This is a genomic window from Leptospira sp. WS58.C1 (assembly GCF_040833995.1).
GTDB lineage: Bacteria > Spirochaetota > Leptospiria > Leptospirales > Leptospiraceae > Leptospira_B > Leptospira_B cinconiae.
Window position 1 is genome coordinate 2,750,356 of record NZ_CP162137.1, and the last position, 24,369, is coordinate 2,774,724.

Annotated in this window: 22 protein-coding genes; 11 read left to right on the plus strand and 11 right to left on the minus strand. The window is 40.3% G+C overall.

Annotated elements, in window-relative coordinates:
• Positions 1–116: 116 nt before the first annotated feature.
• Genes AB3N61_RS12575 through AB3N61_RS12585 form a run of 3 tightly spaced genes read left to right on the plus strand, consistent with a single transcriptional unit; the run spans position 117 to position 3,101 of the window.
• On the plus strand, positions 117–998 hold the full coding sequence (locus AB3N61_RS12575) for a sulfurtransferase (protein WP_367899099.1): 882 nt from the start codon (positions 117–119) through the stop codon (positions 996–998).
• A gap of 10 nt (positions 999–1,008) precedes the next feature.
• The gene (locus AB3N61_RS12580; protein ID WP_367897755.1) at positions 1,009–2,373 is read left to right on the plus strand and encodes a multiheme c-type cytochrome; all 1,365 of its coding nucleotides are present in this window, start codon (positions 1,009–1,011) and stop codon (positions 2,371–2,373) included.
• A 5-nt stretch (positions 2,374–2,378) separates the two neighbouring features.
• The gene (locus AB3N61_RS12585; protein ID WP_367897756.1) at positions 2,379–3,101 is read left to right on the plus strand and encodes a glycosyltransferase family 2 protein; all 723 of its coding nucleotides are present in this window, start codon (positions 2,379–2,381) and stop codon (positions 3,099–3,101) included.
• On the opposite strand, the gene AB3N61_RS12590 is transcribed toward AB3N61_RS12585, so the two are convergent.
• The 3 genes from AB3N61_RS12590 to AB3N61_RS12600 are packed head-to-tail and all read right to left on the minus strand — an operon-like array spanning position 3,076 to position 8,457.
• Positions 3,076–5,376 (minus strand): PAS domain S-box protein, encoded by a 2,301-nt coding sequence (locus AB3N61_RS12590; RefSeq protein ID WP_367897757.1) that lies wholly within the window; start codon positions 5,374–5,376, stop codon positions 3,076–3,078. The genes AB3N61_RS12585 and AB3N61_RS12590 overlap by 26 nt on opposite strands.
• 19 nt (positions 5,377–5,395) lie before the next feature.
• On the minus strand, positions 5,396–6,601 hold the full coding sequence (locus tag AB3N61_RS12595; protein WP_367897758.1) for an EAL domain-containing protein: 1,206 nt from the start codon (positions 6,599–6,601) through the stop codon (positions 5,396–5,398).
• The gene (locus AB3N61_RS12600) at positions 6,598–8,457 is read right to left on the minus strand and encodes a PAS domain S-box protein (RefSeq protein WP_367897759.1); all 1,860 of its coding nucleotides are present in this window, start codon (positions 8,455–8,457) and stop codon (positions 6,598–6,600) included. The genes AB3N61_RS12595 and AB3N61_RS12600 overlap by 4 nt, the downstream gene beginning before the upstream one ends.
• Before the next feature lie 137 nt (positions 8,458–8,594).
• Between AB3N61_RS12600 and AB3N61_RS12605 the strand changes: the two genes are divergently transcribed.
• Together AB3N61_RS12605 and AB3N61_RS12610 are read left to right on the plus strand one after the other, a co-directional pair.
• Complete coding sequence (locus AB3N61_RS12605) at positions 8,595–10,652, plus strand: SpoIIE family protein phosphatase (RefSeq protein WP_367897760.1); 2,058 nt, start codon at positions 8,595–8,597, stop codon at positions 10,650–10,652.
• 81 nt (positions 10,653–10,733) lie between these two features.
• On the plus strand, positions 10,734–11,267 hold the full coding sequence (locus AB3N61_RS12610) for a hypothetical protein (protein WP_367897761.1): 534 nt from the start codon (positions 10,734–10,736) through the stop codon (positions 11,265–11,267).
• A gap of 145 nt (positions 11,268–11,412) precedes the next feature.
• Here AB3N61_RS12610 and AB3N61_RS12615 read toward each other — a convergent pair whose 3' ends face one another.
• The 3 genes from AB3N61_RS12615 to AB3N61_RS12625 form a co-directional block, all read right to left on the minus strand.
• The gene (locus tag AB3N61_RS12615) at positions 11,413–12,651 is read right to left on the minus strand and encodes an SMP-30/gluconolactonase/LRE family protein (RefSeq protein ID WP_367897762.1); all 1,239 of its coding nucleotides are present in this window, start codon (positions 12,649–12,651) and stop codon (positions 11,413–11,415) included.
• Complete coding sequence (locus tag AB3N61_RS12620) at positions 12,648–13,535, minus strand: M24 family metallopeptidase (RefSeq protein ID WP_020768903.1); 888 nt, start codon at positions 13,533–13,535, stop codon at positions 12,648–12,650. The genes AB3N61_RS12615 and AB3N61_RS12620 overlap by 4 nt, the downstream gene beginning before the upstream one ends.
• Positions 13,536–13,621: 86 nt before the next feature.
• On the minus strand, positions 13,622–14,368 hold the full coding sequence (locus AB3N61_RS12625) for a helix-turn-helix transcriptional regulator (protein ID WP_020768844.1): 747 nt from the start codon (positions 14,366–14,368) through the stop codon (positions 13,622–13,624).
• Between the two features lie 171 nt (positions 14,369–14,539).
• On the opposite strand from AB3N61_RS12625, the gene AB3N61_RS12630 reads away from it, so the two are divergent.
• The 6 genes from AB3N61_RS12630 (at position 14,540) to AB3N61_RS12655 (ending at position 20,508) form a co-directional block, all read left to right on the plus strand.
• Positions 14,540–15,640 (plus strand): hypothetical protein, encoded by a 1,101-nt coding sequence (locus tag AB3N61_RS12630; RefSeq protein WP_020768884.1) that lies wholly within the window; start codon positions 14,540–14,542, stop codon positions 15,638–15,640.
• A gap of 68 nt (positions 15,641–15,708) precedes the next feature.
• Positions 15,709–16,896: an NnrS family protein gene (locus tag AB3N61_RS12635; RefSeq protein ID WP_020768774.1), complete on the plus strand. Its 1,188-nt coding sequence runs from the start codon at positions 15,709–15,711 to the stop codon at positions 16,894–16,896.
• 5 nt (positions 16,897–16,901) lie between these two features.
• Positions 16,902–17,870: a sterol desaturase family protein gene (locus tag AB3N61_RS12640; protein ID WP_020768879.1), complete on the plus strand. Its 969-nt coding sequence runs from the start codon at positions 16,902–16,904 to the stop codon at positions 17,868–17,870.
• Between the two features lie 105 nt (positions 17,871–17,975).
• The gene (locus AB3N61_RS12645; protein ID WP_020768862.1) at positions 17,976–18,428 is read left to right on the plus strand and encodes an LIC_11090 family protein; all 453 of its coding nucleotides are present in this window, start codon (positions 17,976–17,978) and stop codon (positions 18,426–18,428) included.
• 78 nt (positions 18,429–18,506) lie between these two features.
• The gene (locus AB3N61_RS12650) at positions 18,507–19,289 is read left to right on the plus strand and encodes a hypothetical protein (RefSeq protein ID WP_257588060.1); all 783 of its coding nucleotides are present in this window, start codon (positions 18,507–18,509) and stop codon (positions 19,287–19,289) included.
• Between the two features lie 61 nt (positions 19,290–19,350).
• Positions 19,351–20,508, plus strand: coding sequence for a transporter (locus tag AB3N61_RS12655; RefSeq protein ID WP_020768768.1), 1,158 nt, complete (start codon positions 19,351–19,353; stop codon positions 20,506–20,508).
• A gap of 55 nt (positions 20,509–20,563) precedes the next feature.
• Here the strand turns inward: AB3N61_RS12655 and AB3N61_RS12660 are convergent, their stop codons facing one another.
• From AB3N61_RS12660 to AB3N61_RS12680, 5 genes are read right to left on the minus strand one after another with little or no spacing between them, the layout of a single operon-like run.
• The gene (locus AB3N61_RS12660; RefSeq protein ID WP_020768848.1) at positions 20,564–21,349 is read right to left on the minus strand and encodes an ABC transporter permease; all 786 of its coding nucleotides are present in this window, start codon (positions 21,347–21,349) and stop codon (positions 20,564–20,566) included.
• The gene (locus AB3N61_RS12665) at positions 21,346–22,056 is read right to left on the minus strand and encodes an ABC transporter ATP-binding protein (RefSeq protein WP_036089108.1); all 711 of its coding nucleotides are present in this window, start codon (positions 22,054–22,056) and stop codon (positions 21,346–21,348) included. Before AB3N61_RS12665 ends, AB3N61_RS12660 begins: the two co-directional genes overlap by 4 nt.
• Entirely contained in the window at positions 22,053–23,348 is a 1,296-nt protein-coding gene (locus AB3N61_RS12670; RefSeq protein WP_020768913.1) for a nitrous oxide reductase family maturation protein NosD, read from the minus strand. The genes AB3N61_RS12665 and AB3N61_RS12670 overlap by 4 nt, the downstream gene beginning before the upstream one ends.
• The gene (locus AB3N61_RS12675; protein WP_020768915.1) at positions 23,332–23,772 is read right to left on the minus strand and encodes a nitrous oxide reductase accessory protein NosL; all 441 of its coding nucleotides are present in this window, start codon (positions 23,770–23,772) and stop codon (positions 23,332–23,334) included. Before AB3N61_RS12675 ends, AB3N61_RS12670 begins: the two co-directional genes overlap by 17 nt.
• A complete protein-coding gene (locus AB3N61_RS12680) occupies positions 23,759–24,367 on the minus strand; it encodes a hypothetical protein (protein WP_020768757.1) in 609 nt (202 codons plus the stop codon). The genes AB3N61_RS12675 and AB3N61_RS12680 overlap by 14 nt, the downstream gene beginning before the upstream one ends.
• Positions 24,368–24,369: the final 2 nt, after the last annotated feature.

Here is a 24,369-nt window from a genome sequence, read left to right on the forward strand (position 1 = left end):
GGCGAAATCCCATTAAAATCATGGCCTCATTTCTGTGATATTAAAATTATTCTGCTATATAAGATTTTTTGTATTATTTATTGACACGCGTATCGATCCATCCCAAATTAACGTACATGCTCAGGATCTTCTTTGCTTTAGTTTTTCTTTTTTCTTCCTCACTTTTCGCCTCCGAAAAACTTTCCGGGGTTAAAGGCTGGTTTATCAGTGCACCCGAAGCATTGTATCTACATGGCCAAGGTGCAGTGTTCGTGGATGCAAGAGAAGGGATCAAATTTTCTGGCATACCTAAATCCATTCCCTTAGGGTGGCAGGAGATCTCTCGGAAAGAATTTCCCCACCAAGGAAATTTAATCGAGGCATCGGAAGCGAAGGAGCTACTACGTAAGAAAAGTTTGTATCCGGACAAAATAGTATTGGTGTTCGGGGATACTATTGGAGGATGGGGGGAAGAAGGAAGGATCGTTTGGTCTTTACGCACATTAGGTTTTTCTAAAGCCTTTATAGTGGACGGAGGGATCAATTCTTTAAAAAAGGCTTCCAATTCCTCTGTTCCGATCCGTCCGGAACTTCTTTCCAAAATAAACTCTTCCGATTCGAATGATAAAAATTGGTCAGCAGATTCCAAATTTGTCCTATCCCAACTTTCCGATAAAAAATTCGCTTTTATAGATACCCGAGAAGAAAGAGAATTTTTAGGACAAACTCCCTACGGAGAGTCTAGAGGAGGACATCTTCCCGGAGCAAAATGGATCTATTATAAACAATTTTTGGACAAAGACGGATATTTATTAAGCGAATCCAAGATCCTCGCGAAATTATATGAATTAGGGATTTCTAAGGATAAGACAGTGATTTCTTATTGTACTGGAGGAGTAAGATCCGGATGGATGACTTCCGTTCTGGTCTCATTGGGTTATAATGCAAAAAATTATGCAGGCTCCATGTGGGAATGGTCTTCTAAAGGGGATGAAAACCATCCTTTAGTAACTAGATAAAATTTTACTAATGTTCTCTTATAAAAGAAGAAGTATATTCCTATCGATCTTATCGATATCTTTGGCTGCCGGTTTATTCTATTGTATTTTTACCAAACCGAAAGATAAACCGATCCCTGTGGAAGATGTGTTTTCGCAGGCTCCATGGTCTAAACCTTTACCCTACCTTCCTCCTCTTGCCGGAGTCGGGGAAGTTCGAGCGGAAAATTGCGGAAAATGCCATGTAGAAATTTATGCGGAATGGAAAACATCCACTCACGCAAACGCTCTTTCCGATCTGCAATTCCAGTCCGAACTTTCCAAACCTTCTTCTCCCCGTTGGCTTTGTTTGAATTGCCATACTCCAGTTGCGAACCAGAGAGAAACTCTAGTCGACTATTTGAATAACGGAGATTATAGATCTCCAATAGAAGAACCGAATCCTAAATTCGACCCGAAGATGAAGGAGGAAGCGGTAACCTGTGCAGTCTGCCATGTTCGTTTGGATGAAAATGGGAACTCTTACATATTAGGTGCTAACGGCAAAACCAAACCTCCCCATCCTGTAAAAATCGTTCCGGATCAATTGAGGAATAGATGTTTAGATTGTCATAACGCAAATTACATTTTGGACGACCAATTGGTATGCGCTTTCAATACGGGTATTGAGTTGGAGCAAAAGGAAAACTCCCACGGAAAGTTAGCCTGCGGCTCCTGCCATATGAGAGAATTACAACGTAAACTTGTGAAACCGGAACTAAACACTCCGATCCGAACTTCTCATAAACATTCCTTTATTGGAGGAGGTGTTCCTAAAAAATTCGAACTGTATGAAAAACAGATTCCCGGAGGATATCGGTCCGGATTAACGATAGAACCGATCCTGTGGAAGAAAAAAGGAAACGATCTAGAATATTCAGTTTCTCTGAAAAATGAAAAAGCCGCGCATAATATTCCGACCGGAGATCCGGAACGATTTTTACTTCTGAAAATTTCAATATTGGATCCCGAAGGTAGATCTCTCGCCGACAAGGAGATCAAATTCGGACAAGAATGGGAATGGTATCCGAAGGCTAAACTAGTAGCAGATACGCGTATTCTTCCCGGAGAGACCAAAGTTTGGATGGATCTATTCACAGGGATCGAAAAAGGTTATTCTAAGATCGTATTCGAAATTTATCATATTCGTCTAAAAGAATCCAATGCGGAACACATGAGAAAAAATAGCGAGAAAGTTAAATCCTATCAACTTCGCAAAAAGATCTCGGAAATAGAAAATCATTACCCTTTTTCCAGCCTAGTCCACAAAGAAGCAGTGGATCTAAACTCGGGAAAAAGTAGGATCTATTCGCCTGAAGAAGTTTTCAGGATCTCTAAAAATAGAAGAGGGGAATAAACCTTTTGCAAGCTCCTTGGGCAAATTCTAAATTTTTGATCCCTGCACTGAACGAAGAGGGATCTCTTCCTCAGGTTTTGGATTCCCTGTTCGGATCCGGGATTTTGCCGGAACAAGTGCTGATATTAGACAACGGATCTAAAGATTCCACTCCACAGATTGCAATCGATGCAGGGGTTATTTTAGTCCAAGAACCCAAAAGAGGTTATGGTTCCGCATGTTTGGCCGGGATCCGTTATCTTGAAAGGAAAAATATTTCTCCCGAATTTATCGTGTTTATGGATGCCGATGGATCGGATGATCTTGGCGACCTAAAGGATCTATTTTTCGTATTTTCCCAAGATCCGGATACAAATCTAGTGATAGGTTCCAGAACCTTAGGAAATGCAGAACCGGGTTCCTTGTCATTCTTGCAGAAGTTCGGCAATCGGTTTTCTTGTTTTTTGATCCGGACTTTTTATGGAGTAAAATTCACCGACCTGGGGCCGTTTCGTATCGTACGATGGAAATCCTTATTAGCTTTGGATCTCCAAGATCCTACTTGGGGTTGGAACTTAGAAATGCAAATCAAGGCCATCCGAAAAAAATTCAAGATACAAGAAGTCCCGGTTCAATACCGAAAAAGAAAGAGCGGAATATCTAAGATCAGCGGGAATTTGATCGGAAGCGTAAAAGCGGGCGTAAAAATACTTTATATTTTCATTAAGTTAACATTTTTTTCAGCTTAGTCCAAGTATAAGGTCTTTTCAAAACCTTTACGGAAGGATCAAATTCCGTTTTTGAATTCCATTCTGAAATTACGATAATCCTAACATTACTCTTTAAATTTTTCCAGCCGGAAATTTCAGACAGGATCTCTTCCTCTACGAGGATAGTAAACATTTCCGGATAATTTTCTAAAATGGTTTTCGCTTCATGCAGATCGTAAACAGAAAAAATATCGAGTCCGAATCTTCCCAATAAAGCTGTCAGATAGGCCTGGCCTTTTAAGTTTTTTTCCAAAACCAAAATTTTTCCATTTCGATCCAAACCAACAATCTCGGGACTACGAGTCAAAGGAAGAAAAATCTCAATACAGGTCCCTTTGTCGACTTCGCTGTGAACATGTACCATTCCCTTGGATTGTTTTACAAATCCATAAACCATCGGCATGCCAAGCCCGGTCCCTTTTCCGGATTCTTTTGTGGTAAAGAACGGTTCGAATAGTCTTTCTATCACTGCCGCATCCATTCCGCAACCTTCATCTCGAACGGAAATAACACATGCGTCTTCCATATCCACGAATCCGGGAATCATGGATCTATGCTCTTTTCCCGCGGGAGAAAATCCTGTGCTTACTAAAATTCTTCCACCCTGAGGCATTGCGTCTCTTGAATTCAGACAAAGATTTAGAAGTGCGTTTTCTAGTCCATTTTTCTCGAAAGAGCAGATCAAAGGAAATTCTTCCAAGCAGAATTCTATACTGACTATATCGTTCCGGATCCGAGTAAGTATATCAGCAAAATCCAAGATCACATGATTTACATCCGCCTGTTCCGGATTTAACGCTTGTTTACGTGAAAATGCCAATAGTCTTCTATTGAGATCGGCTCCCCTTCTAACTGCATCTTGGGCGGAGAATACTCGCTTTAACAGTTCAGGTGTCTCTTTAAGATTTAGCTCCAAAAGATCCAAATTTGCCAAAATAATATTTAGGAGATTATTAAAGTCGTGAGCCATTCCTCCTGCGAGTTCCCCTGCTGCTTCCAGCTTTTGGAACTGTCGTAGTGAATCGTTCCATTCTTTTTCTTCGGTGATATCTCTTCCGATACAAAATATCGTTTCCGAGTCCGGAAGACGGATCGTATTCCAGCGTAGAGAACATACTTTTCCATCTTTAGTTATATAACGATTTTCGAATCCTTCCTTGGGACCTGAGAAAATTTTCTCTTTGGTGAATTCTATATCGTCAGGATGTAGGAATTCCGACAAACTTCTATTTACGACATGTTTTATTTCGTATCCTAAGATCCTTTGGAAAGCGGAATTGGTTCTTAGGATTACACAATCGGAATCCACACTCAAGATAATCTCGGAAGAGAGTTCTATCAATGCCTTTCTTTCCTCGTCGGCAACCCTTCTACTCACTATCTCGGCAAATCTTTTGGAAACAACACCAAGTAGATCCAAATACGCTTCCTCGGGATTTAAAACTTTTTCCGAAAGAAGTTCTATTTCGTAAAATCGTCCGTGAGAAAGTATAGGAATTCCCAACCAAGAACGAAATCCTGCAGCTAATGCAGCTTCCTTTCTTTTTAATTCGGTGTCGGCCGCAAGATCCGGAATAAAGTATAATTCGCCGGATTCACTTACCTTCTTAAGTATTCCTTCTCCCATGTTGAAAAACTTGTTTATGGATTCTTTTCTGAATAAAAGTTGAAGGTCGGAACCGTAAACGTACGGATCTTCTTCGTTTATATAAACCGTTTTATCTTTGGATCTCCAAATCTGCCCGTAGGTCCATGCAGTATTTTTAATTAAGGTCTTGAGTACTTTTTCGAAGGCTGAACTCAAAGTATCGGAAGTGGATATATCCCAAAGTAGACTTTCTCCTATTGCCCAAGAGATCTCTTTCTTTTTCCTTTGGGTAATATCCAGATAATATACTAAAAATCCGTCCGGTCTCGGAGAGATCCTAACCTCTATCCATACGTTGAACGGCTCGAAGAATGTTTCGAATGTGCAAGAATTTCCGGTTTCTTTTGCCTTTTTGTATTGAGCCTCGAAATCCGTCCCTATCAGCCTTGGAAAATCTCTAAGAAAATTTTTACCGATCAGGCTTTCCTTTGATCTGCGAAGGACTTCCTCCGCTTTTTCATTCACATACGTTACGTTCCATTCTAGGTCTGCTAATATGACTGCGTCGGGTATATGATCCAATACCGATTTTGTTTCTTTACTTATTTCGGGATTTTGGTCCGGAATCGTTTGTTCCGATAATTTGTTACTTTTTCCCGAGGACATTCTACCAAGAGTACTATTGTTAACCGAATTTGGAAAGAATTTCCGGAATTTTTTCCGGATGGACAGGTCTGGAATAATAATAACCCTGGCCCACATCACAACCGGCTTCTTTCATCAATCTTTCCACTTCGGCAGTTTCGATGCCTTCTGCTACGACATTCATTCCTAATTTATGCCCTAAATCTATGGAAGCCTGACAAATAAACAAAGATTCCCTGTCCCTGGGAGAATCCATAACGAACGATTTATCGATCTTCAATTCCGTAAAAGGAAATCTATGTAATTGTTTCAGGGAAGAATAACCCGTGCCAAAATCGTCGATCGAAAGCCCGATTCCGCGGATCCTAAGCCTGGTTAAAATGTCCTGAGTAAAACGAATGTTCTCCAAAAACCCCGTTTCCGTAATTTCCATCTGGAATTGGCTTTGGGGGATTCCCTGGTTCTTTATTTTAGCAAGGATCCTTTCCGGAAAATCCAGTTCGGTCAATGTTACAGGAGATACGTTAACCGCTACGCGAAGCCTTCTTCCGTTAGCATTCCAAATCCTTTTCTCATCCAATGCAAGATCTATGATTTTTTCGGTCATTAGATTTAGGATTGTGATCTCTTTTTCCATCAATGGTAAAAAAGAATCAGGAAACACTAATCCTAATTTGGGATGGTTCCATCTCACCAGAGCCTCGAAACCTTCCACCCTTCCTGTTTTTAGATCGAATTTAGGTTGATAAAATAATATGAATTGATCGGAACGAACGGCTTCTAAAATTTCTTCCTTCTCGAATGTAGGGCCTGATTTTCCTTTTCCACCCGTTTTGGTACGGGAAGAAATATCGGATTCCTTTTCGGCAATCGTAGACAAGATATTTCTGATGTCGGAAACTCGGATCGGTTTTTCCATGACCGCCGCGATATGTAATCCGTATTCTCCGGCTAAAGTTTCCGCGCTATGAAGAGTTCTTCTATCAGCTCCTGAGATCAAGATCACGTCGGGATGTACATCTTTTTCCGACAAAAAACGGATCACATCCACTCCATCCATCCCAGGGATCATTAGATCCAAGATGACACAATCAAAACTAGGATCCAACTTATCTAAAAAGTCGGGTGCAGTATGAGTTAAAGAAACGGAAAAGCCGCAATCTACTGCGATCTCTCCTAGGATCTTTGCTATTTCTTCTTCATCATCCAGGATTAGAAGTTTTTTAGAATTTCTTGAATCCGTCATGGAAGAATTTCTCCGATATTGCGAACCGCTTCTTTTAATGAGGTTTTGGTATACGGTTTTCGGACCAGAGGTACTGAATTCGGGAGTTCCGAATTATCTCCGCGGCTCGAAGAGGTAGCGATTAGTTTTCCCGAACCGAATCTTTCCAGTTCTTTTTTTAGATCGATCCCTTTAGAGTCCGCAAGTTGGAGATCCAACAACACGAAGGAGATTTCAGGATCGCCGGAGAAAAATTTTGCCAATCGATTCATATCCGAACTTATATGAGGTTCATAACCCAGTTCTCTCAAATACACGCAGGCTAATTCGGCAGTTTCTCGATTTTCTTCCATGACCAAGGTTTTCCTTTTGGTCGCGGGAATATCTTGACTTTCGTCCTGCCTATGCACCGGCAAAAATATTAGAAAACTGGAACCAAATTCCGGTGCGGTGATCACTTTTAAAAAACCGTTCGATTGTTTTACAAAACCGTAAACCATGGTCAATCCCAAACCCGTTCCCTTTCCTCCTCCCTTGGTCGAAAAAAAAGGATCAAAAATTCGAGCCTTCGTAAGATCGTCCATGCCTGTCCCGGTATCGGTAACAGAGACCAAAAAGTAATCCTTCGCTTCCAAACCGGAAATTTTAGGTCCTATTGTGTCTCCATTTCGGACAAATCCGGTAGAAATAAATATTTTACCGCCTTCCGGCATGGCATCTCTCGCGTTCAACGCAAGATTGAGTAAGGCATTCTCCAGGCCGGTCTTTTCTATGTCGCAAATCGTTTTTTCGTCGGCGATCTCATATTCTATTTCTACTTTTTCGGTCTTTATACGATCCAAAATGGGGACAAAGTCCCTCAATACCCGGTTTACGTCGCATGATTCCGGATTTAAGGCCTGCTTTCTGGAAAAAGCAAGAAGCCTTTTGTTGATCTCGACGCCTCTTTGTATTGCGTCTTGCGCCGACCTGACCCTTTTCATAAGATCTTCGGAATCTTTCAACTTCATTTCGAGAAGATCTAGATTTGCTAATATTACGTTTAATAAATTATTAAAGTCGTGCGCCATTCCCCCTGCAAGTTGCCCAACAGCTTCCATCTTTTGGGAATGTCTGATTCTTTCCTCGGTATTTCGTCTTTCCGTAATATCTCGTTCTATTCCCATCAAGTGAGTGACGATACCTTGATTGTTTACGATGGGAAAGATATCCATCTCGATCCAATATTCTTTTCCATCCTTATCATAATTTACGATCTCTTCGAAACAAGGTTTGGCTTCCGAAATCGCTTTTCTGATCCTATCGAGGACTTTTCTATCTGTTTTAGGTCCTTGAAGTATTCTAGGAGTTTTTCCTAATACTTCCTCTCTTTTATAACCCGTCAGTCTTTCGAAAGCGCCGTTTACGTATACGATCCTGGGTCCAGGTTCATCTATAGGAGAAGCTTCCGTGATCAGAAAAATATCTTTGGACCTTTCAATTCCTATCTTAAGAAGATTTAGATTTTCTTCCGTAGTTCTTGTCTGCAATACTAGACGCAAAGAACGGTCCAGAAGATCTGTATTCAAACTTTCCTTTAATAATAGATCGGTAAATTTGATCTTAGAATTTTTAAGAACTTCCTTAGACCCCTGATCTCCTACTATAACTATCAAGGGTATATGGATCTGAGACTTCTCCAGATCTTCTAAACTTTTTTGGGAATCGTATTGGAATAGTATAACGTCAAAAGATTCGGTCTTCGCCCGATGCAAGGCTTCTTGAAAACTCAAGACTCGTGTACAGTTAGGAGTAAAGGATTCGATAGCTCCCAATAGAGTCCGGATCCATTTGTATTCTTCTTCCTTTTCTTCTATGATTAAAATACTGGATCTCATCAGGCATTCGACGAAAAACGAAGCGTTTTAACCCGCGTTTCTCTTCCTAAAAAAAATCCGATCTTGATATTTTTAGCTATCAGAAATCCATATAGAGCCTAAGCCTAATGAAATTTATCGGCAGGAAGATCCGGATTTTGGGCAAAAATAGAATATCGTTATGGCTCTTAGGATCTATACTATTCTTCCTTTATTTAGGCTGCCGCCCAGGAAAGGAAAGCCCTAAAGTCGTACAAGGGGTCTTGGATCTAAAACAATGGAATTTTCAAACGGACGGCAATATCAGTTTGGATGGAGATTGGGAGTTTTATTGGAACAAGCTTCTTCCCGATTCCAATCCTAATGGGCAAACATCCTCACCTTCTTACATAAAGGTCCCAGCCAAATGGGATAAAGGACGTAACGTCGATAATAAGTATCCAAGTTACGGTTTCGCGAGTTATAAAGCGAAAGTATTATTACCTGAGACAAATACCCAACTCAGTCTAAAGATCTCTTCTATCAGTTCCTCTTATACGTTGTTCGTGAACGGTAAGGAGATAGCAAAAGGCGGGAATATTGGAAAAAAGGACTCTGAATATTTCCCAGGTTATAAACCGGGAGTTTTCAGTTTTATTTCCGCCAAACCGGAGATAGAGATCCTCATCCATGTTTCGAATTATAAATATTCGAACGGCTCCGGGATCTGGAATCCGATCCAGCTTGGGAATACTTCCGATATTCAGCAGATTTCCTTAAAGGCTACTATGTTGGACTCCATCACGTTCGGGACCTTGTTCGTGATGTCACTCTATCATTTTACGTTTTATCTGATGAGAAGAAGGGACGCTTCCGCATTGTTCTTTGCCGTGCTCTGTTTGTGTATCGCATTTAGAGTGTCTTTTTACGGGGAAAGGATCTTTTATAACGTATTCCCGATTTTCCGAAACTACGAGTTCTCGGTCAGAGGAGAGATCCTATTCTTATTTTTACTTTTACCCGGAACAATTTTGTATGTTCAGTCCGTATTCAAAGAACAATTCAAAAAGGACAAAGTTTTTAATATTACACTTTATTTAAGTATTCCTCTTATATTTTCGGCTTTATTTCTTCCGACAAAATTTTATACCATGTCGTTCTTCATTAATTCATTGGAAATAATGATGTTGGGAATTTTGAGCTATTTATTCTTCAAATTGGCATACATGTCCGCCAAAGGAATAGATGGAGCGAGGATCTGCTTTTTCAGTCTGGTAATAAACCTGACCACGGTAGCAAATGACGTGCTGTACCTGAATAAGTTTATAGACTCAATTTATTTGGTCCCATACGGTGTTTTGGCTCTTGTACTTTCCCAATGTGTGCTGCTTGCCTCCAGATTTTCCAAAGGGTTCGTGCTCGCAGAAGACCTGGGAGAAGAATTAAAAAAACTGAATGTAAACCTGGAGCAGATCGTAATCGAAAGAACGGAAAACTTAAACGAATCTTTGAAACTTTTAAAAGGGGACCTTTCTCTTGCTAAAAAATTACAACAGAAAACATTACCGACTCTCAACTTAAACGGTAAAAATGTGTCCATCCATCCATATTACCTTCCGATGTCGGAAATTGGAGGAGATTACTACGATATTTTCGAACTTGAACCGGGATATTTCCGTTTATTCTTGGTGGATGCCACCGGCCATGGAGTACAGGCGGCACTTCTTACGATGACGATTAAGGCGGAATTCGAAAGTATAAAGTTTATTAAAGACCAACCTTCCCGTATATTAGAATTATTAAACGCAGCCTGTTGCCAGAAATACAAAAGTCTCAATGTCATATTCTCCGCAGTTTTAGCCGATATAGATCTGAATAATAACGTTTTGTATTATTCTTCCGCCGGACATCCTCCTCAGGTCTTAAAACAAAAACAAGACGGAGCGGATTATCTATATTCCAGGGGACCTATCATTGGCCTAAAAAAAGAAGCAACATATAAAAATCTAACCGTTCCTCTTCTTTCCGGGAACAGGATCTTTTTCTTTTCGGACGGTATTTTCGAGGAATTCGATCAGGAAAAAAAGGAATTCGGAGAAAACCGGGTATTGTCCATTTTGAGCAGAAACACGGGGATCCAGGAAGTGGCGGAAGATTTGATCTCTGAATTGCAGATCTTCGTAGGGCCGAGAGGCTTTCAAGACGACGTTACTTTACTCGCAGTAGAGGTTCATTAAAATTTTAACGGATACTCCCGAACAAATCCGTTTTTTCATCGTTATATTCCGCATGATTCGGATTAGATGGAGAAATCCGATATGTCGAGGTCCTTTTTTTATTACGTAATACTATTTTGTATGACATTACAATTCGATTGTGGATCCGTTCTTTTGGTCATACAGGATTTGGATCCTTCCCAAAAAGAGGGTACTAGTTCCATATTGCTCCTCTTAGGCATAACAAATCATTTCGGTAATCCTTACATTGAGATTTTTCCAAACAATTTAACTCTTGTTGCACCGACTTCATCCGATCCAAGTTCAGGTTCTTATTTAGCAAGGGCCCGCAATATTCCCAATTCATGGTACCAAGAAGAATTCACATTCGATCTGGAGGTAAGCGGTTGTTCCGGTTATATCGGTTCCCTCAACGGTTCGGCCGGCCTACCTTCCACAGTTTCATTTACTTCCGGAGACCAGTATTCTATTTCTATGGACCTAGTGGGACTCGGAGATGGTGGAATTACGCAAGTCTGCTCTTTGAGCCATACTGTCACTTTCAGCTCGGGAGCGGATATTCAAACTGGGACAAATATCGGAAATATCTTAGTTACCATCCCGCCTATGTTCTAGAAATACATTATGTTAACATAATGTATTGGAATTTATCGGCATTATTCCGCGATAGGGATACGTAGGCCTTTAGTCCCGAAGGGACGAGGGCGATGCCCGAGGCCGAAGTAGCCCGGTCCGAGCTTTGCGAGGAATCGCCCGAACCCTATTCCTTAATTTTCAAAGAAGAAATTGGCAAGGAATATAACCCCTTGGAAGTTTTGTCGAAGGAAGGAAAATAGACCCTGTCTTCGAAAGGGACGGAAACTGAAATATCCTTAATTTTAGACCCGTCATGCATCGAATAATAAAGAGGTCTTTTTCCGCTCTGATCGATCACGAGTATCCCGGTATTATGTGAAATCGGCAGGATTTTTTGAGGCAATGATAAGATAACACTTTTCAGCCAAGGATTATTATGCACAAAATTGATAAGCCCCGATCTTTTTTTAATGATCCCGGTCCAGATCCTTCCTTTTTCATCTCGTTCCAGTCCATCCGCAAGACCGGGAAGATTTTCGAATAAGATTTCGAAACTTCCTTGTTTGTTTCCGGACAGAAAAGCTCGGATGATCCGAAACTTGGTGGTTTCCGTAAAGATCACCGATTGTTCCTTTTCATTCGGACTTATATCCAGCAGTATCCCATCCACGAAAGTAAATCCGCTTAACGTAAGAGAGATCGTATTTTTCTTTCTATCCAACATCCAAAGTTTTCCATGAGGATAAAGTCCGATCGCTTCCGGAACGGCACCGCTTCCCATTGCTGCATCAGATCTTTCGAAAGGTTCGGTGATATAGATACGATTTCCGTCTTCGGATACGGCCAGATCGTTACATAAGGAAAACGGTCTCGAATTGGAAGAATTCAGATCTCGAAGGGAGAAGGTAGGCATTTCCGAAAAGGGATACACTCTTTCTAATTCTTCTTTTTCTAATTTAGGAAGGTCTAAAATAAGAGGATCTATCTTTTTGCTTTCTATATCCACTTCGTAAAGCCCAACTCTATTTTTTTCCTCGTAGGTTTCCCCTCCGAGCCTGGAGGCACAAACTAATATTTTTTCCTTGTTCCGATCTCCAAATTGTATACCGGCAGGATTGACAGGCGGTTTCACCCACTGTTCGGCCTTTCCGGTTTTAAAATTCAGTCTCCAAATCCAGCCATCCATTCCGGAAGCATATCCGAATCCTTTTGGGCGATCGAAAATGAGATCATCATGACCGGGTAGATCTTCCATCTCCACCTTAAGTCCGCTCAAAAAAGGGTCTTCTTTGTCTTGGACTTCCAAAATGGAAGGAGGTATTTCCCCCAATTTATAAGGGGCTCCTATCTTAATCCCGGAAGGGTTACATTTCCCTAAAGAGAAAAGGATCGTAAGTATTATAATTGTGTGATGTAATTTCATACAGCTTCCAATAATTTTCCGTATTTTTGTACGTGGGGGACTTCATCGTCCAACCAATACGCCTTATTTTTTTCCACCACTAAGATCTCTTCGAATTTAAAACCGGTTTTGCCTTTTCCTAAATGCGGTTCTATCGCCCAAAGCCCGGTCTTCTCCCCCTCATGATCCGGAGTCAGAAGCTCGGGAAGAACCTTATGGCTGAGGAACTCGAAAGATCCCTGTAAACTGAACCAACTTGCAAAACTAATCGGTAATAATGGAAAGGAAATATTAGGTAAATGTACTTTATACACCCTATGTCCAAGAACGGCAAAAGGATACAAAGAGTGCACATTATCGAAACCGTTCTGTTTGGAATCCTGATCTACCTTATGCCAAATCTCCGAAGAACTCATGGAAGAAGAAAATAATTTGGGAAGTTCCGATCTGAGTTTTAATAGGTATTTCATTCCATGATCCAACTCGGCATTTTTATTTAGTGAAGAAGAATATCCAATGTCCCCTATATAACCGTCCACGACAGGAGACACATCTAAGATAAAGGATTCGTTCACCTGTAATTTTCTTTTGCTAGGATGAAATTGAGTGAATCTTTTGTATCCGTCAAATCTTGCATGATCTCCAAACCAAGCGAAAGGACGATGCAAAAATATTTTAACCCCGTGATCTCTTAAGAAAGTTTCCATTCGTTTTGTTGCTTGGAGTTCCGTCCAACCTTCTTGCATTTCCTTTTCAATCTCGGTCACACATCTGTAAGCCAATCTTTGCGCTTTTAAAAATCCAGTTTTCTCTTCTTGAGTAGGAGTATGGACGGATCCGGAATTGTATTTGGAAATTTTAGAGGAGAGTTTGGATAATAATCCTCTTCGTTTTTCTATCGGCATAAGGGTCCCCTAATCTCGGATCAGAGAAGAGTAACAGAGAGCAGTATATTCCGCTTGAATGATTCCGGTATGAAATCTAATTTTAATTAGATCAGATCGCCTGATTCACAAAATCGAACTTCAATGGATTTTAGATGTCCGAAAAATAGAGAAGGCACAAATCCGAAATTTTCTTTGAAGGTCCGAGTAAAATGAGCAGAGTCGGAAAAACCTGCGTAATGTGCCGCATCTGTCAGGCTCTTACCTTCTTTCAAAAGTTTCGCAGCCTCTAAGATCCGGACCCACAATAAATATCTGCGCATAGGGATACCCAAATTTTCCTTAAAGAGCCGGATGAGCCTATCTTCCGAGACTGAAAAATTTTTACCGATTTCTTTCATCCGGATACTATCAGGCATTTCCTTACGGATCATCTTTGCGATCCGGACGATCCTCTCATCCAGAACCCTTTCCATTTTTCGGAAAGGATAAACGGAACGAAGAAGATCCAAATGTAATTCCCACGCTTCGTAGTCATTTAATTTTCCATAATATAATTCCCAGAGTTTTTCCATCTGTGGTTGAAAGTCGGAGATATCTAATTTTTTCACTTCGCCTACTTTTGCAAATTCCGAGATGGATGAATATTCGTAAGTTTCGGGATCGATGAGTAATGCGATCATCTCTACTCCGGGAGAAACGGTCTTATGATATGTATTCGGCCCTACTAAGGCGACTCGATATTCTTCCTTTCCTTTTTCAGTTTCTATATGAATATTATTTTTTAAGGAAATTGCCAAGGTAGCCGCATAATGGGAATGGAAATCGGTTTGCATGGAATTTGTGGCAAACATTACTCGGCCATTCCATAAATAGAGAATTCCTCTGTTTGTAAAATCCATATAAGATTAACCTATTTGGGTTATTCGGCTCCTTCTGCCCATTTTAATTTTGTTGTCCTTGATACGGCCCTAAAATTCTATATTCCTAACTAGCAAAAAGCAAGTTTGCCGGAATTTCGGATAATGTATCAACTTCTACTCTCTATTCTTTTCTTTTTCGTGATATTCACATCCTGTTTCCAATCTTCCGGCAATCCGCAATATGAACAGCTCGCCGCCGTTGCTGGAATAACGGAATTCTCCTCTTCCGACGGCCAAGTTGAAATTCCGGAAGAAGCGCCTAAGATCACTATTCTTTCCGTTAGTCCTGAAAATTATAAACCGGGAGATTTGGTTACTATCGATTACAAGATCACTCAAGTAGGAACAGGGGATTGGACAGGGCCTGTTTCTTTCTATCTTACGGATACCAATAATTGTATGGAATATTGTCAATCCACCAGAGACACACTTAATAATCCGTGGATCGCTCAAGACCTAGGAAATTTTACGAGTTACTTCAATTCTTCAAATTGGCCTTACGGAAATTATAATTTCTCTCTTCTTGTAAATAACCAAATAGTAGCTAAATCAGAACCTTTGGAAAGTGTAATCACTCACGCGACTGCTTCCACATTGACGATGAATGGTTCTGCAGTAGTTGTCACGATTACTTCCGGAACGGACGAAAAACTTTTTAAACTGAATGTAGGACCGACGTATAAGGATTTTGTAATCGGTATTAATCTTATTACAACCGGAACTATTCTTGATAAAGTTTCCCTTTATCCGCCGGGAACTAACGGGTCAGATCTAATGAAAAATGTCAGTGTAGGCTCAGGAAGCTATATTCAATCCAAGGGTTCCGCACATTATCCACAAGCAACTGGAAATTATGAAATTCTTGCTTCCGATACTTCCGGTTCTTTTCCAATTTCTTTTTCCATCCAAGCAAGAAATACCCATGCTTCTGGAGGAGGAAGCTGCAATTATGTAGGTTCCTTTTTTGAAAGCAAGGGTTGTTTCGATTATGCCCCGGGCACAACTATGGATGCGGACGAATGTGGCGTTTTCGATGGAGTTTGGAGTACAACGCAAACTTGTGCGCAAAGAAATCCTACACTTACTGTATTAAAAAAATGTACTAGATTTACTTCAATCGCCTTTTCGACCTATGAGTTCGAGACCCAAACATATTATCCAAGCACTTCTAATTCAACCATCAATTGCAGCGACGGTTTTTAGATAAATTGATCTCCTCTCTTTGATCCAGATCAAAGACAAAAGAAAGATCCTTTCTTATCATAAGAAGGATGAAATCTCTTATAGATTTTCGTTCTGCAGTTTGGTCGATTGCCTTTCGCCCATTTTTTTTAGCGAGTTCCTTTCACGCATTATTTGCAGTTCTGATCTGGATCTTGATCCTGTTTTCTATCCTTCCTTCTCCATTTCTGACGGGAGGAATTCAGATCCATTCTTACGAGATGGTTTTCGGTTTTGGAAGAGGAGCAATTATAGGATTCCTTTTTACAGCAGGTCAGAATTGGACCAAAAAAGTCCTGGCTAAAGAAGGCTACTTAGCTCTTTTATTCGGACTTTGGTTCTTAGGCAGATTCGGATTTTTATCCAGCCCGTATCTTTCCTATCTTGCGCTTACCGCTGATCTTTATTGTGACCTACTGGTCCTTTTTTATCTTACTCCACCTTTGTTCGCCAAAGGGCAGGAACATAATCGTGTAGTTGTGATCACTTACTTCCTTCTTTTCTTACTTCATATACTGACAGCGTTTTCATTTTTGAATATTTTACCGGAAGAATGGAGTTTGCATTTCATCCATCTTTCACTTTTTGTAATACTTCAATTTGTGATATTGATCGGAGGAAGGATCATGCCTTTTTTCTCCTCCGCCGCTATTCCGGGCGCGAATCCTAAAAGATTTCTAAAATTAGAAAGTTTCATAAGATACGGAGGATTTCTATTTTTAATGTTAGAAACTGCCGCTTATTGGATTTCAGAGATCGTTCCATTTGCAGGATTATTTTGTTTGGCTTTCGGAATGTTGAATTATTCACGTTGGCTTTTCTGGAAACCTTGGAAATCCAAAAAGGTGCCTATCCTTTGGATCTTACATTTCGGTTATTTCTGGTTATGCTCCGGATTTGTAGCTTATGGACTTTCACATTTGGGATTTTTTCCCACTTCTTCTGCCTTTCATATCTTCACCTTAGGAGGAATAGGAGTTTTCATATACGGTATGATCACAAGAGTTTCCCTAGGCCATACCGGCAGACCGATCAAAGCTTCGAAATCCATAGTTTTAGGTTATATATTGATCAATTTAGCGGTGATCTCCAGGGTATTTCTTCCTTTAATGAATAAGTATAGAGAAGCCTACCTGTTTTCGGCAATATTATGGATCGCCGCATTCTTGATCTTTGTCATGAAATATTCTAAAATTCTAATAGACCCTAGGGCGGATATGGCCGGCAATAGAAAATAAGGTCTATGCAGGTCTATTTCACTGAGATTTTCCGCTCACTTCTGAGTCCGATCCGGATCATATTTCTTCCTGCGGTAAAAATATATTGGTTCTATATTTTCAGTTCGATCTTGATCACATTTTTGTTGATCGTCTGGAGAGCATGGAAAGAAAAAGGATTTAGACCCAAGGAATATCTACGCGAAAATTTATCCGGAAAGATCTGGTTACATAAATCCGCTCTGGTCGATTATAAATATTATTTCGTAAATACTTTCTTATTCGCGCTACTCTTCAGTTATTTCGTTATCTCAGGTGCAACAGTATCCGCTTTCGTAAACGGCGCTTTATCTAAGGTTTTCGGAGACATCAAAAACCCACTTTCTCCGGGAACCTTCTTCATCTTTCTATATTCCATCTTATTTTGGTTGGCGAACGATTTCGGAAGATTTTTTGCTCATTGGCTGCTCCACAAGACCTTCCTTTGGGAATTCCACAAATTACATCACTCCGCTAAAGTATTAAATCCGCTTACGGTATATAGAGTACATCCTGTGGAGGCGATCTTAGTGAACTCATTAGGCGCTCTTTGCTCCGGCATCGTTACCGGGATCGCCATATTTCTTTTTCCGAATGGGATCAATATGTTGTCCTTCTTAGGAGTGAACTTAGGGATTTTTGTATTCAATCTATACGCTAATTTAAGACATTCTCATATAGGTCTTAGATTTCCCGGATGGTTGAGTCGGATACTTTTGAGTCCCGCTCAACATCAGATCCATCATAGCACTAACGTTTATCTTCAGAATAAGAACATAGGCGTATCTTTCGCATTTTGGGATATTCTTTTCGGAAGCCTTTATATTCCAAAAGAAGGAGAAGCGGAACGTACGGTTTTCGGTTTAGAGGAAGAAGATCCGAACTTTCGTAATTTGTTTCAGATCTATTTTTTACCTTTCGGGAAAATATTAGACAAACTCAAATCCAGATCTTGAGATAAATCAAAACCATAAAAAGGGTTTTCAGTCATCCGGATTGATCGTAATCAATGCAATGTACGATCACCGGAGGCTAAACTTAATTCGTTAGAGTCTTTCGAGATGAAAACGATTACTGCTTGGTTTTTAACTCTGATCTTTTTTCCGCGCCTGCTTGTTCCTGCAGAAGGCAGCGTATTTGAAAAATTATTCTTAGGAAATTCCATCTGTCTCTGTAATCATAATTCCAACAAAGAAACTCATCCAAACAGGGAAGATGATTTTTTCCGAACCAAGACAGACTTAGCTAAATCTTCCGGCTCTGAAAAACAAGATCGTCCTAATTGTCACTCGAGTTCGGAAACAGTTGTTCATGAATGTGCATGCAAAAAGGAGAATGGCAATAGGATCTTCTCTCAAATCAGGATCTTTTCCTATTATGTAATCACCCCTCGTATCTATATCGTTCCTACTCCCGGAAATACTTTTAAAATAAAAGATCTATATTCCGGAGAATTATCCGAAGCTCATACTCAAAAGATTAAACGCCCGCCTAAACTTCTTTCCATAGCTTGACGTCTTCGCCTCTCTAAACCGCCCAGGCTGTTTCAGGGGGATATTAAGTATATATTTCTAATATAAAGGAAAGTAAATATGTTATCTCGTTATATTTCTATAACCGCGATCCTACTCGCATTCTTCTGTTTTGACTGTTCCCAGTTGGGTTCCTTATCGAACGGAACTTCTTCCGAGCAACAATTGATGCAGACTCTTGTTTTAGGAGTGGCTGCCAAGGAAGGTTGCTCCATCCAAAATTTAACTCCAATTTCGAATACTCTCTCTTATGTGCATCCCACACGCACAAGATATGAGATCCAAAATTGTACTCCTAACAATTTAGAAGGACTTGGCTTTACCGGTAATACTTCTCACTTAGAGAAGGGACTGAGCGGTCATTCTTCCGATTCAGTATTTTCCAGTTCAGGTAATGTTGTTCTTCCTAGTTCAAATGGTGGAACAAATATAGAAGTTTCCTTTTCACTAGAATCCGGCGGAAGTCTGACTGCATATGTATACGGCTCCGGGTCTCCGATTTCAGGCCCTGCATTTCGACTAACGGATTCAGGTAAGGAACAATTTTATTCGGATATGTCCGGAAACTTTGAAACTGTAAGCAAGGGAACCTCTGCCTTGACCCCAGATACGAATTATGTGTATTGTATCGATTTTCAATATGCGAGTTCAGAACAATGGATCAATGCCTGGCCTAAAGCCTGCTCAGAGGTAAGCCAATCGGAACGGAGCTCCATGATGATGTTCCCTATCATGCAGATGATGGATATTCCTGTCTATTCCGGAAATCGGATCGGCTTCATACTGAATGGAGCAAAACTAACGTCTTTTACGATCGGTTCGATTTTGTCCCAAGTCGATTGATCGTTTCCACTGGGGCCGCTAAGCGGCCCTCTTTTTTTTATCCGGATACTCGGAGGTAATCATGAAGTATCGCGTTTATATAACAGTTCTTCTAATTATATTTTCATTTCATAATATTCTTTCGGATGAGATCGATATGCAAAAAGCGGCAGAAGGAATAGATCCTCACGCGCAGCATCGCAAAGAATCCAAAGAACAAAGTCACCATCATGAATTTAGAGCGGATCAGGTCTCCCCCGCAGGCCTAATGTTCCCTCATGTGCATAAAAAGGGTTCCTGGGTTTTAGATTTTCGTTATATGGGAATGCAGATGTCAGGCCTTTTAAACGGAAACAAGTCCATGGGAACTTATGAAACCCTTTGGTTCCCTCAATTTGATCCAAGCGTTTCTATGCCGACGGGAAGTTTACTAACGGGAGGTCCAAGTATTCCCCAAACTTCTGCGAACGGATATAGATATATGTCAGTTCCCAAATCCATGTTAATGGAATCTTATATGACAAGCGCAATGTATGGGATCTCGGACGACACGATGATCATGTTCATGGTTCCTGTCGTAAAAAACCAAATGCTGATGGAGACTAGTAACTTCGATTCTTCCGCAATGAAGTCCGGGGGAGTTGGGGACATTACTTTATCTGCGGCTCATCGTTTTCTAAAACGGAATGACCATGAATTTTTTCTGAATTTCGGGATCTCACTTCCTACAGGCTCGATCGATGAACGGGACTGGATGCCGATGATGGGAAACCAAAAAGTCCCTTATAATATGCAACCCGGAACTGGAACGATCAATTATTTACCTGGGATCGCATATTCGGGAAAATCGAATCGTTTCTCTTGGGGATTAGGAGCAAATGCAAATTTGCGTAGTTCCAAAAATCAGAACCAATACCGTTTTGGAAATATATACGAACTGAATTCTTGGATCGCTTACTCCTTATTTTCTTGGGCAAGCGTTTCTATTCGAGTCCAAGCACTTTATTGGGATAATATCAAAGGACAAGACGGTTCATTAGATCCGAAGATGGATCCTCAAAACGATCCTAATCGACAAGGAGGAAATCGCACAGACGCGTTAGTCGGTATGAATTTTCTTATGGAAGAAGGAATTCGATTCGGTTTCGAAGCAGGAAAACCCTTTCACCAGCATCTGAACGGGCCTCAACTTGCTATGCAGACCATCTTCAACGTATTTGTTCGTTATGAACTAAATTAATACTTAGTGTAGAAGGCCCCAGATCTATTCCGATTGAGGGCCTTCTTTCTTGTTCCTAAAAATTCCGAACTAAAAACCTTTTATAAGAAATGCTGAGAGGCATCACAACCCAAAAGGCTAAAAACAAAATAGACAAAACAATAACGAGCGAAGTACCCAAACTCCTAATAAGAAACGCGCCGGAAAATCCAAGCAATACGGAAGCCTTTGTCTGAAGGATGATCAAGATCCTTACCAGATCGACCGGGTTAAACAAAATGACGAGTAACGCAGGAATCTCTACCGGATAATCTCCTAAGTAAATACTCAACATAAAGACGAAAGAATCAAAAAGTAAAAAGAAATAGAGCCATACGAGTAAGGCTCCGGAAACGATCAATTCTCCTTTTTTAAAAAAGGAAGCCAATAAAAAACCTAAAGAAACAAAAACTAAGATCAATATACTTCCGAATAGGATCAATTCCATGAACAAGATCGCAAATTTTGGATCGCTGAAAAAAAGAGGAACTCCTGGAATTCCGAGTCCTACCAGAAAACTTAAAAACAGAGATAAACTGACCCCGCAATATTTTCCAAAGAAGTATCGGGATCTGGTCAATGATTTGGAAAGAAGCACTTCTGCAAAAGGAAGTGAATCGTTGAATGTCAATCCAGCAAATGTAATGGAAAATAAAGGAACTATAAATAAGACCAAATTCATTTGGCTTACGACAAGTCTTCCCCCGCTTTCGTCCCCGAAATAGTTGAGCGCTCCTGCTGCAACTGCAAGAAAGCCTGCAAAAACAAACATCCATTTGCTTCGGATATTTTCCCTTAATTCGAATAGGATCAGTTCGTTCATTTTCTTTCTAAGTACTCTGTATTCCAAAATTCCATCAATGTATTCTGAAGATTCCCTCGATCTTTACTCTTTACGAAATTTTCCGGAGAATCATCGATCAATAAAGAACCTTCCGACATAAGTAAAAAACGATCCGCGATCTCTTCTACTTCGGTCAGGATATGAGTGGAAAAAACGAGTAAGGCTCCCTCTTTCTTTTTCCGAAGTAATATTTCTTTTAAAAGATTCGAGATATAAGGATCTAAACTCGCAGTAGGTTCATCTACGATATACACAGGCTTTCGAGCCGAAAAACATTGCAGAATATTCACTTTTTGTTTTGTTCCTCCGGACAAGGAACCAAACTTCACGTTTTCATAATCCTTTAGCCCAAGCAGATCGAATAATTCACGGAATTCTTTCGGATCGGAAGGCTCCAGTCTTTTCAGAAAGTCCACAAGCTCGGATACCTTTACATTTTTAGGAAATAAAGGAGCTTGGGGCATGTATCCTATCTTGGAAATTCCGTATCCTTCTTCTTTTGTTTTAAATTCTATCTTTCCGCGGCTCGGTTTCACTAAACCTACGATACTTTTGAGTACGGAACTTTTTCCGGACCCATTCGGACCGATCAAAGATAGAATATTCCCTTTCTCTGCATCGAAGGAGATCCCTTTAACGGCGAGCGATTTCCCGTATTGAACGGTTAAGTCCCTTACCAGCATCATACATGACCTCTCATCATCGGTTTTGGGTCTTCCAGATCGATTGGTGTAACGATCGGGAACGCTTTTTCGATGGCCTGCAAAAAATTCACAATCGGAGAATTGTATAGAACCATTAGAAAAGGATAAACTACCACCCAGTATCCGAAAAAGTGGACCGGCTTATGAGGAATGTCCCCGAATTTATCGAGATCCAGATCATAACCGTCGTAACTATCCCAATAATTCTCTTTAAATGAATTCGTACTATGTTTGGTATTCGTGCTGATATCGAATACATTCTCTTTAAATTCATTTTTCACAAATTGATTAGATTCACTATTTCCTAATATTCTCACTCCCCATCCGTTATCTTTCAGATCATTATGGGTAAAATAATTACGATTGCATCCGTCTGCGAAGACCGCCACAGTATTATGTACGAATGAGTTTTTTGTAAGAATACTCTCGGAGATTTCCTTTAACAAAAGTCCGTAAGAACTATCTCCCCAATTATTCTCAAAACGATTATTTTCGATGAGTATATTTTTACTGTACATTACGGCAACCCCAGCGGAGTTGCTCTCAAATCTATTCCCTCTAAAATCGTTATCCGAAGAAAACATAAAATGCATTCCGTAACGGATATTATCGTGAGAAAAATTTTCCTCTATCTTGAGATTACTCGAAAATTCCAGATAGATCCCGTCCCTATGCTTTTTCAATTCGTTCCTTTCGATCTGTATTCCTTTAGAAGACCAAAGATGGATCCCATTCCCGCCTGAAACTTCATTTACAGCATTTCCAGAAGAAGTATTTCCTCGAATATTACAATCCTCCACTTCCGCCAAATAGATCGCGTATGCGTTATCTTCGAAGACGTTATTCTCGATCGCACAGTATTTTACTTTTTCTGCATGTATTCCCGCATATTCCGAGGTATCGGAAACTCCGCCCCCAATAATACTCAATCCTCGGATCTCTACCTTATTGGATCGAATATCAAGCACATGTTTTTCTTTCAGTCCATCCAAAACAGCGCCGGCAGAACCTTCTAAAATTAAAGGTTTTGAGATTGATATCATACCCTCTCGATAGATCCCTTTTCCGATCCGGATCGTATCTCCCGGATTTGCAGACTCGATCGCAGTCTGTATAGAAGTGAAGTTACACTTCTCCTTACATACTTCTAGTCCTTTGGAAAAAATATCAGAAGGAGCAAAACATAAAAAGAAGAAGGCGAACATCGCAATAAGTCGCGAGAATCCGAGATTGATCCGAAAATTTATACGATCCAAATCAATAATCTTTTTCATCGTTACGACTCCAGACAGAGCCCTTATGAGAATTCAGAAAATTTTTGGCTCGATCCATAGAGGAGAATGCCCCAAGACCTTCTCCCATGGGAGAACGTAGTTCTGAAGAACGGACGAGCACAGCTGCTTTTTCAGATAACATTCGATCCGGATTTTCATAGTCCGCAAACCAAACTGATCCGGAAGAATACCTTTCGGATTTCTCGAAAGAATGAGAACATTCTATGGAATCGAAATAGTATCTTCTTCCCTTTTCTGTCAATAACTGAGAATGGAAACGTTTATCCACAATCGCCATAGAACAATGAGCGCAAAGTTCTCTTCCGAATTCGGGAAGTTTCGGTTCTCTTTTAGAACAGAAAACCGAAACCGATACTACCGATAGTAATAGAATAACCGGAAAACCGGATCTATTTAGTAACATCTATCCTCCTCTTCTCGCTCCATATCACAAAAACAAGGATACCAAGCGAAACAAATAGAATGATCCCTCCCCAAGAAGGAAAACTACAGGCGGTGATATTCAACATTTCCTTACATCCCAAAAGTGGAGGCTGGTAAGCCATACCAGGGACCACGATCGGAGCGTCCGGATTCAGATTATGCCCGTAATTATACTCCCATCTCCAAAAATCGTACATTCCCAGGATTCCTAATATTATAATATTCAGAATTCCTAAAATAACTAGATACACTTTAGGATGAAGAAAGGTAACGAACGCGCCGAAGATCAAAAATCCTAAAACATAGGGCATAAACAATAATTCCGGAACGGATTCCGAAACGATCTCATGCATTCCTATATAATGGTTTAACAAATTGATATTCTGAAGATCGTAGGGAGAAGATCCTGTGATCTTATCGATCCAGATCCTCATTCCCAAACCCTCCGGATACTGAGGAGCATCCAAGGAGATATGCCAGATAGGCAAAAAATAAACCGATACAAGCAAAAGACCGACTCCTAAAATTAGGAGCCGGTTCATTTTCGAGATCTTCTTTAATAGAAGTTCCTGCATAA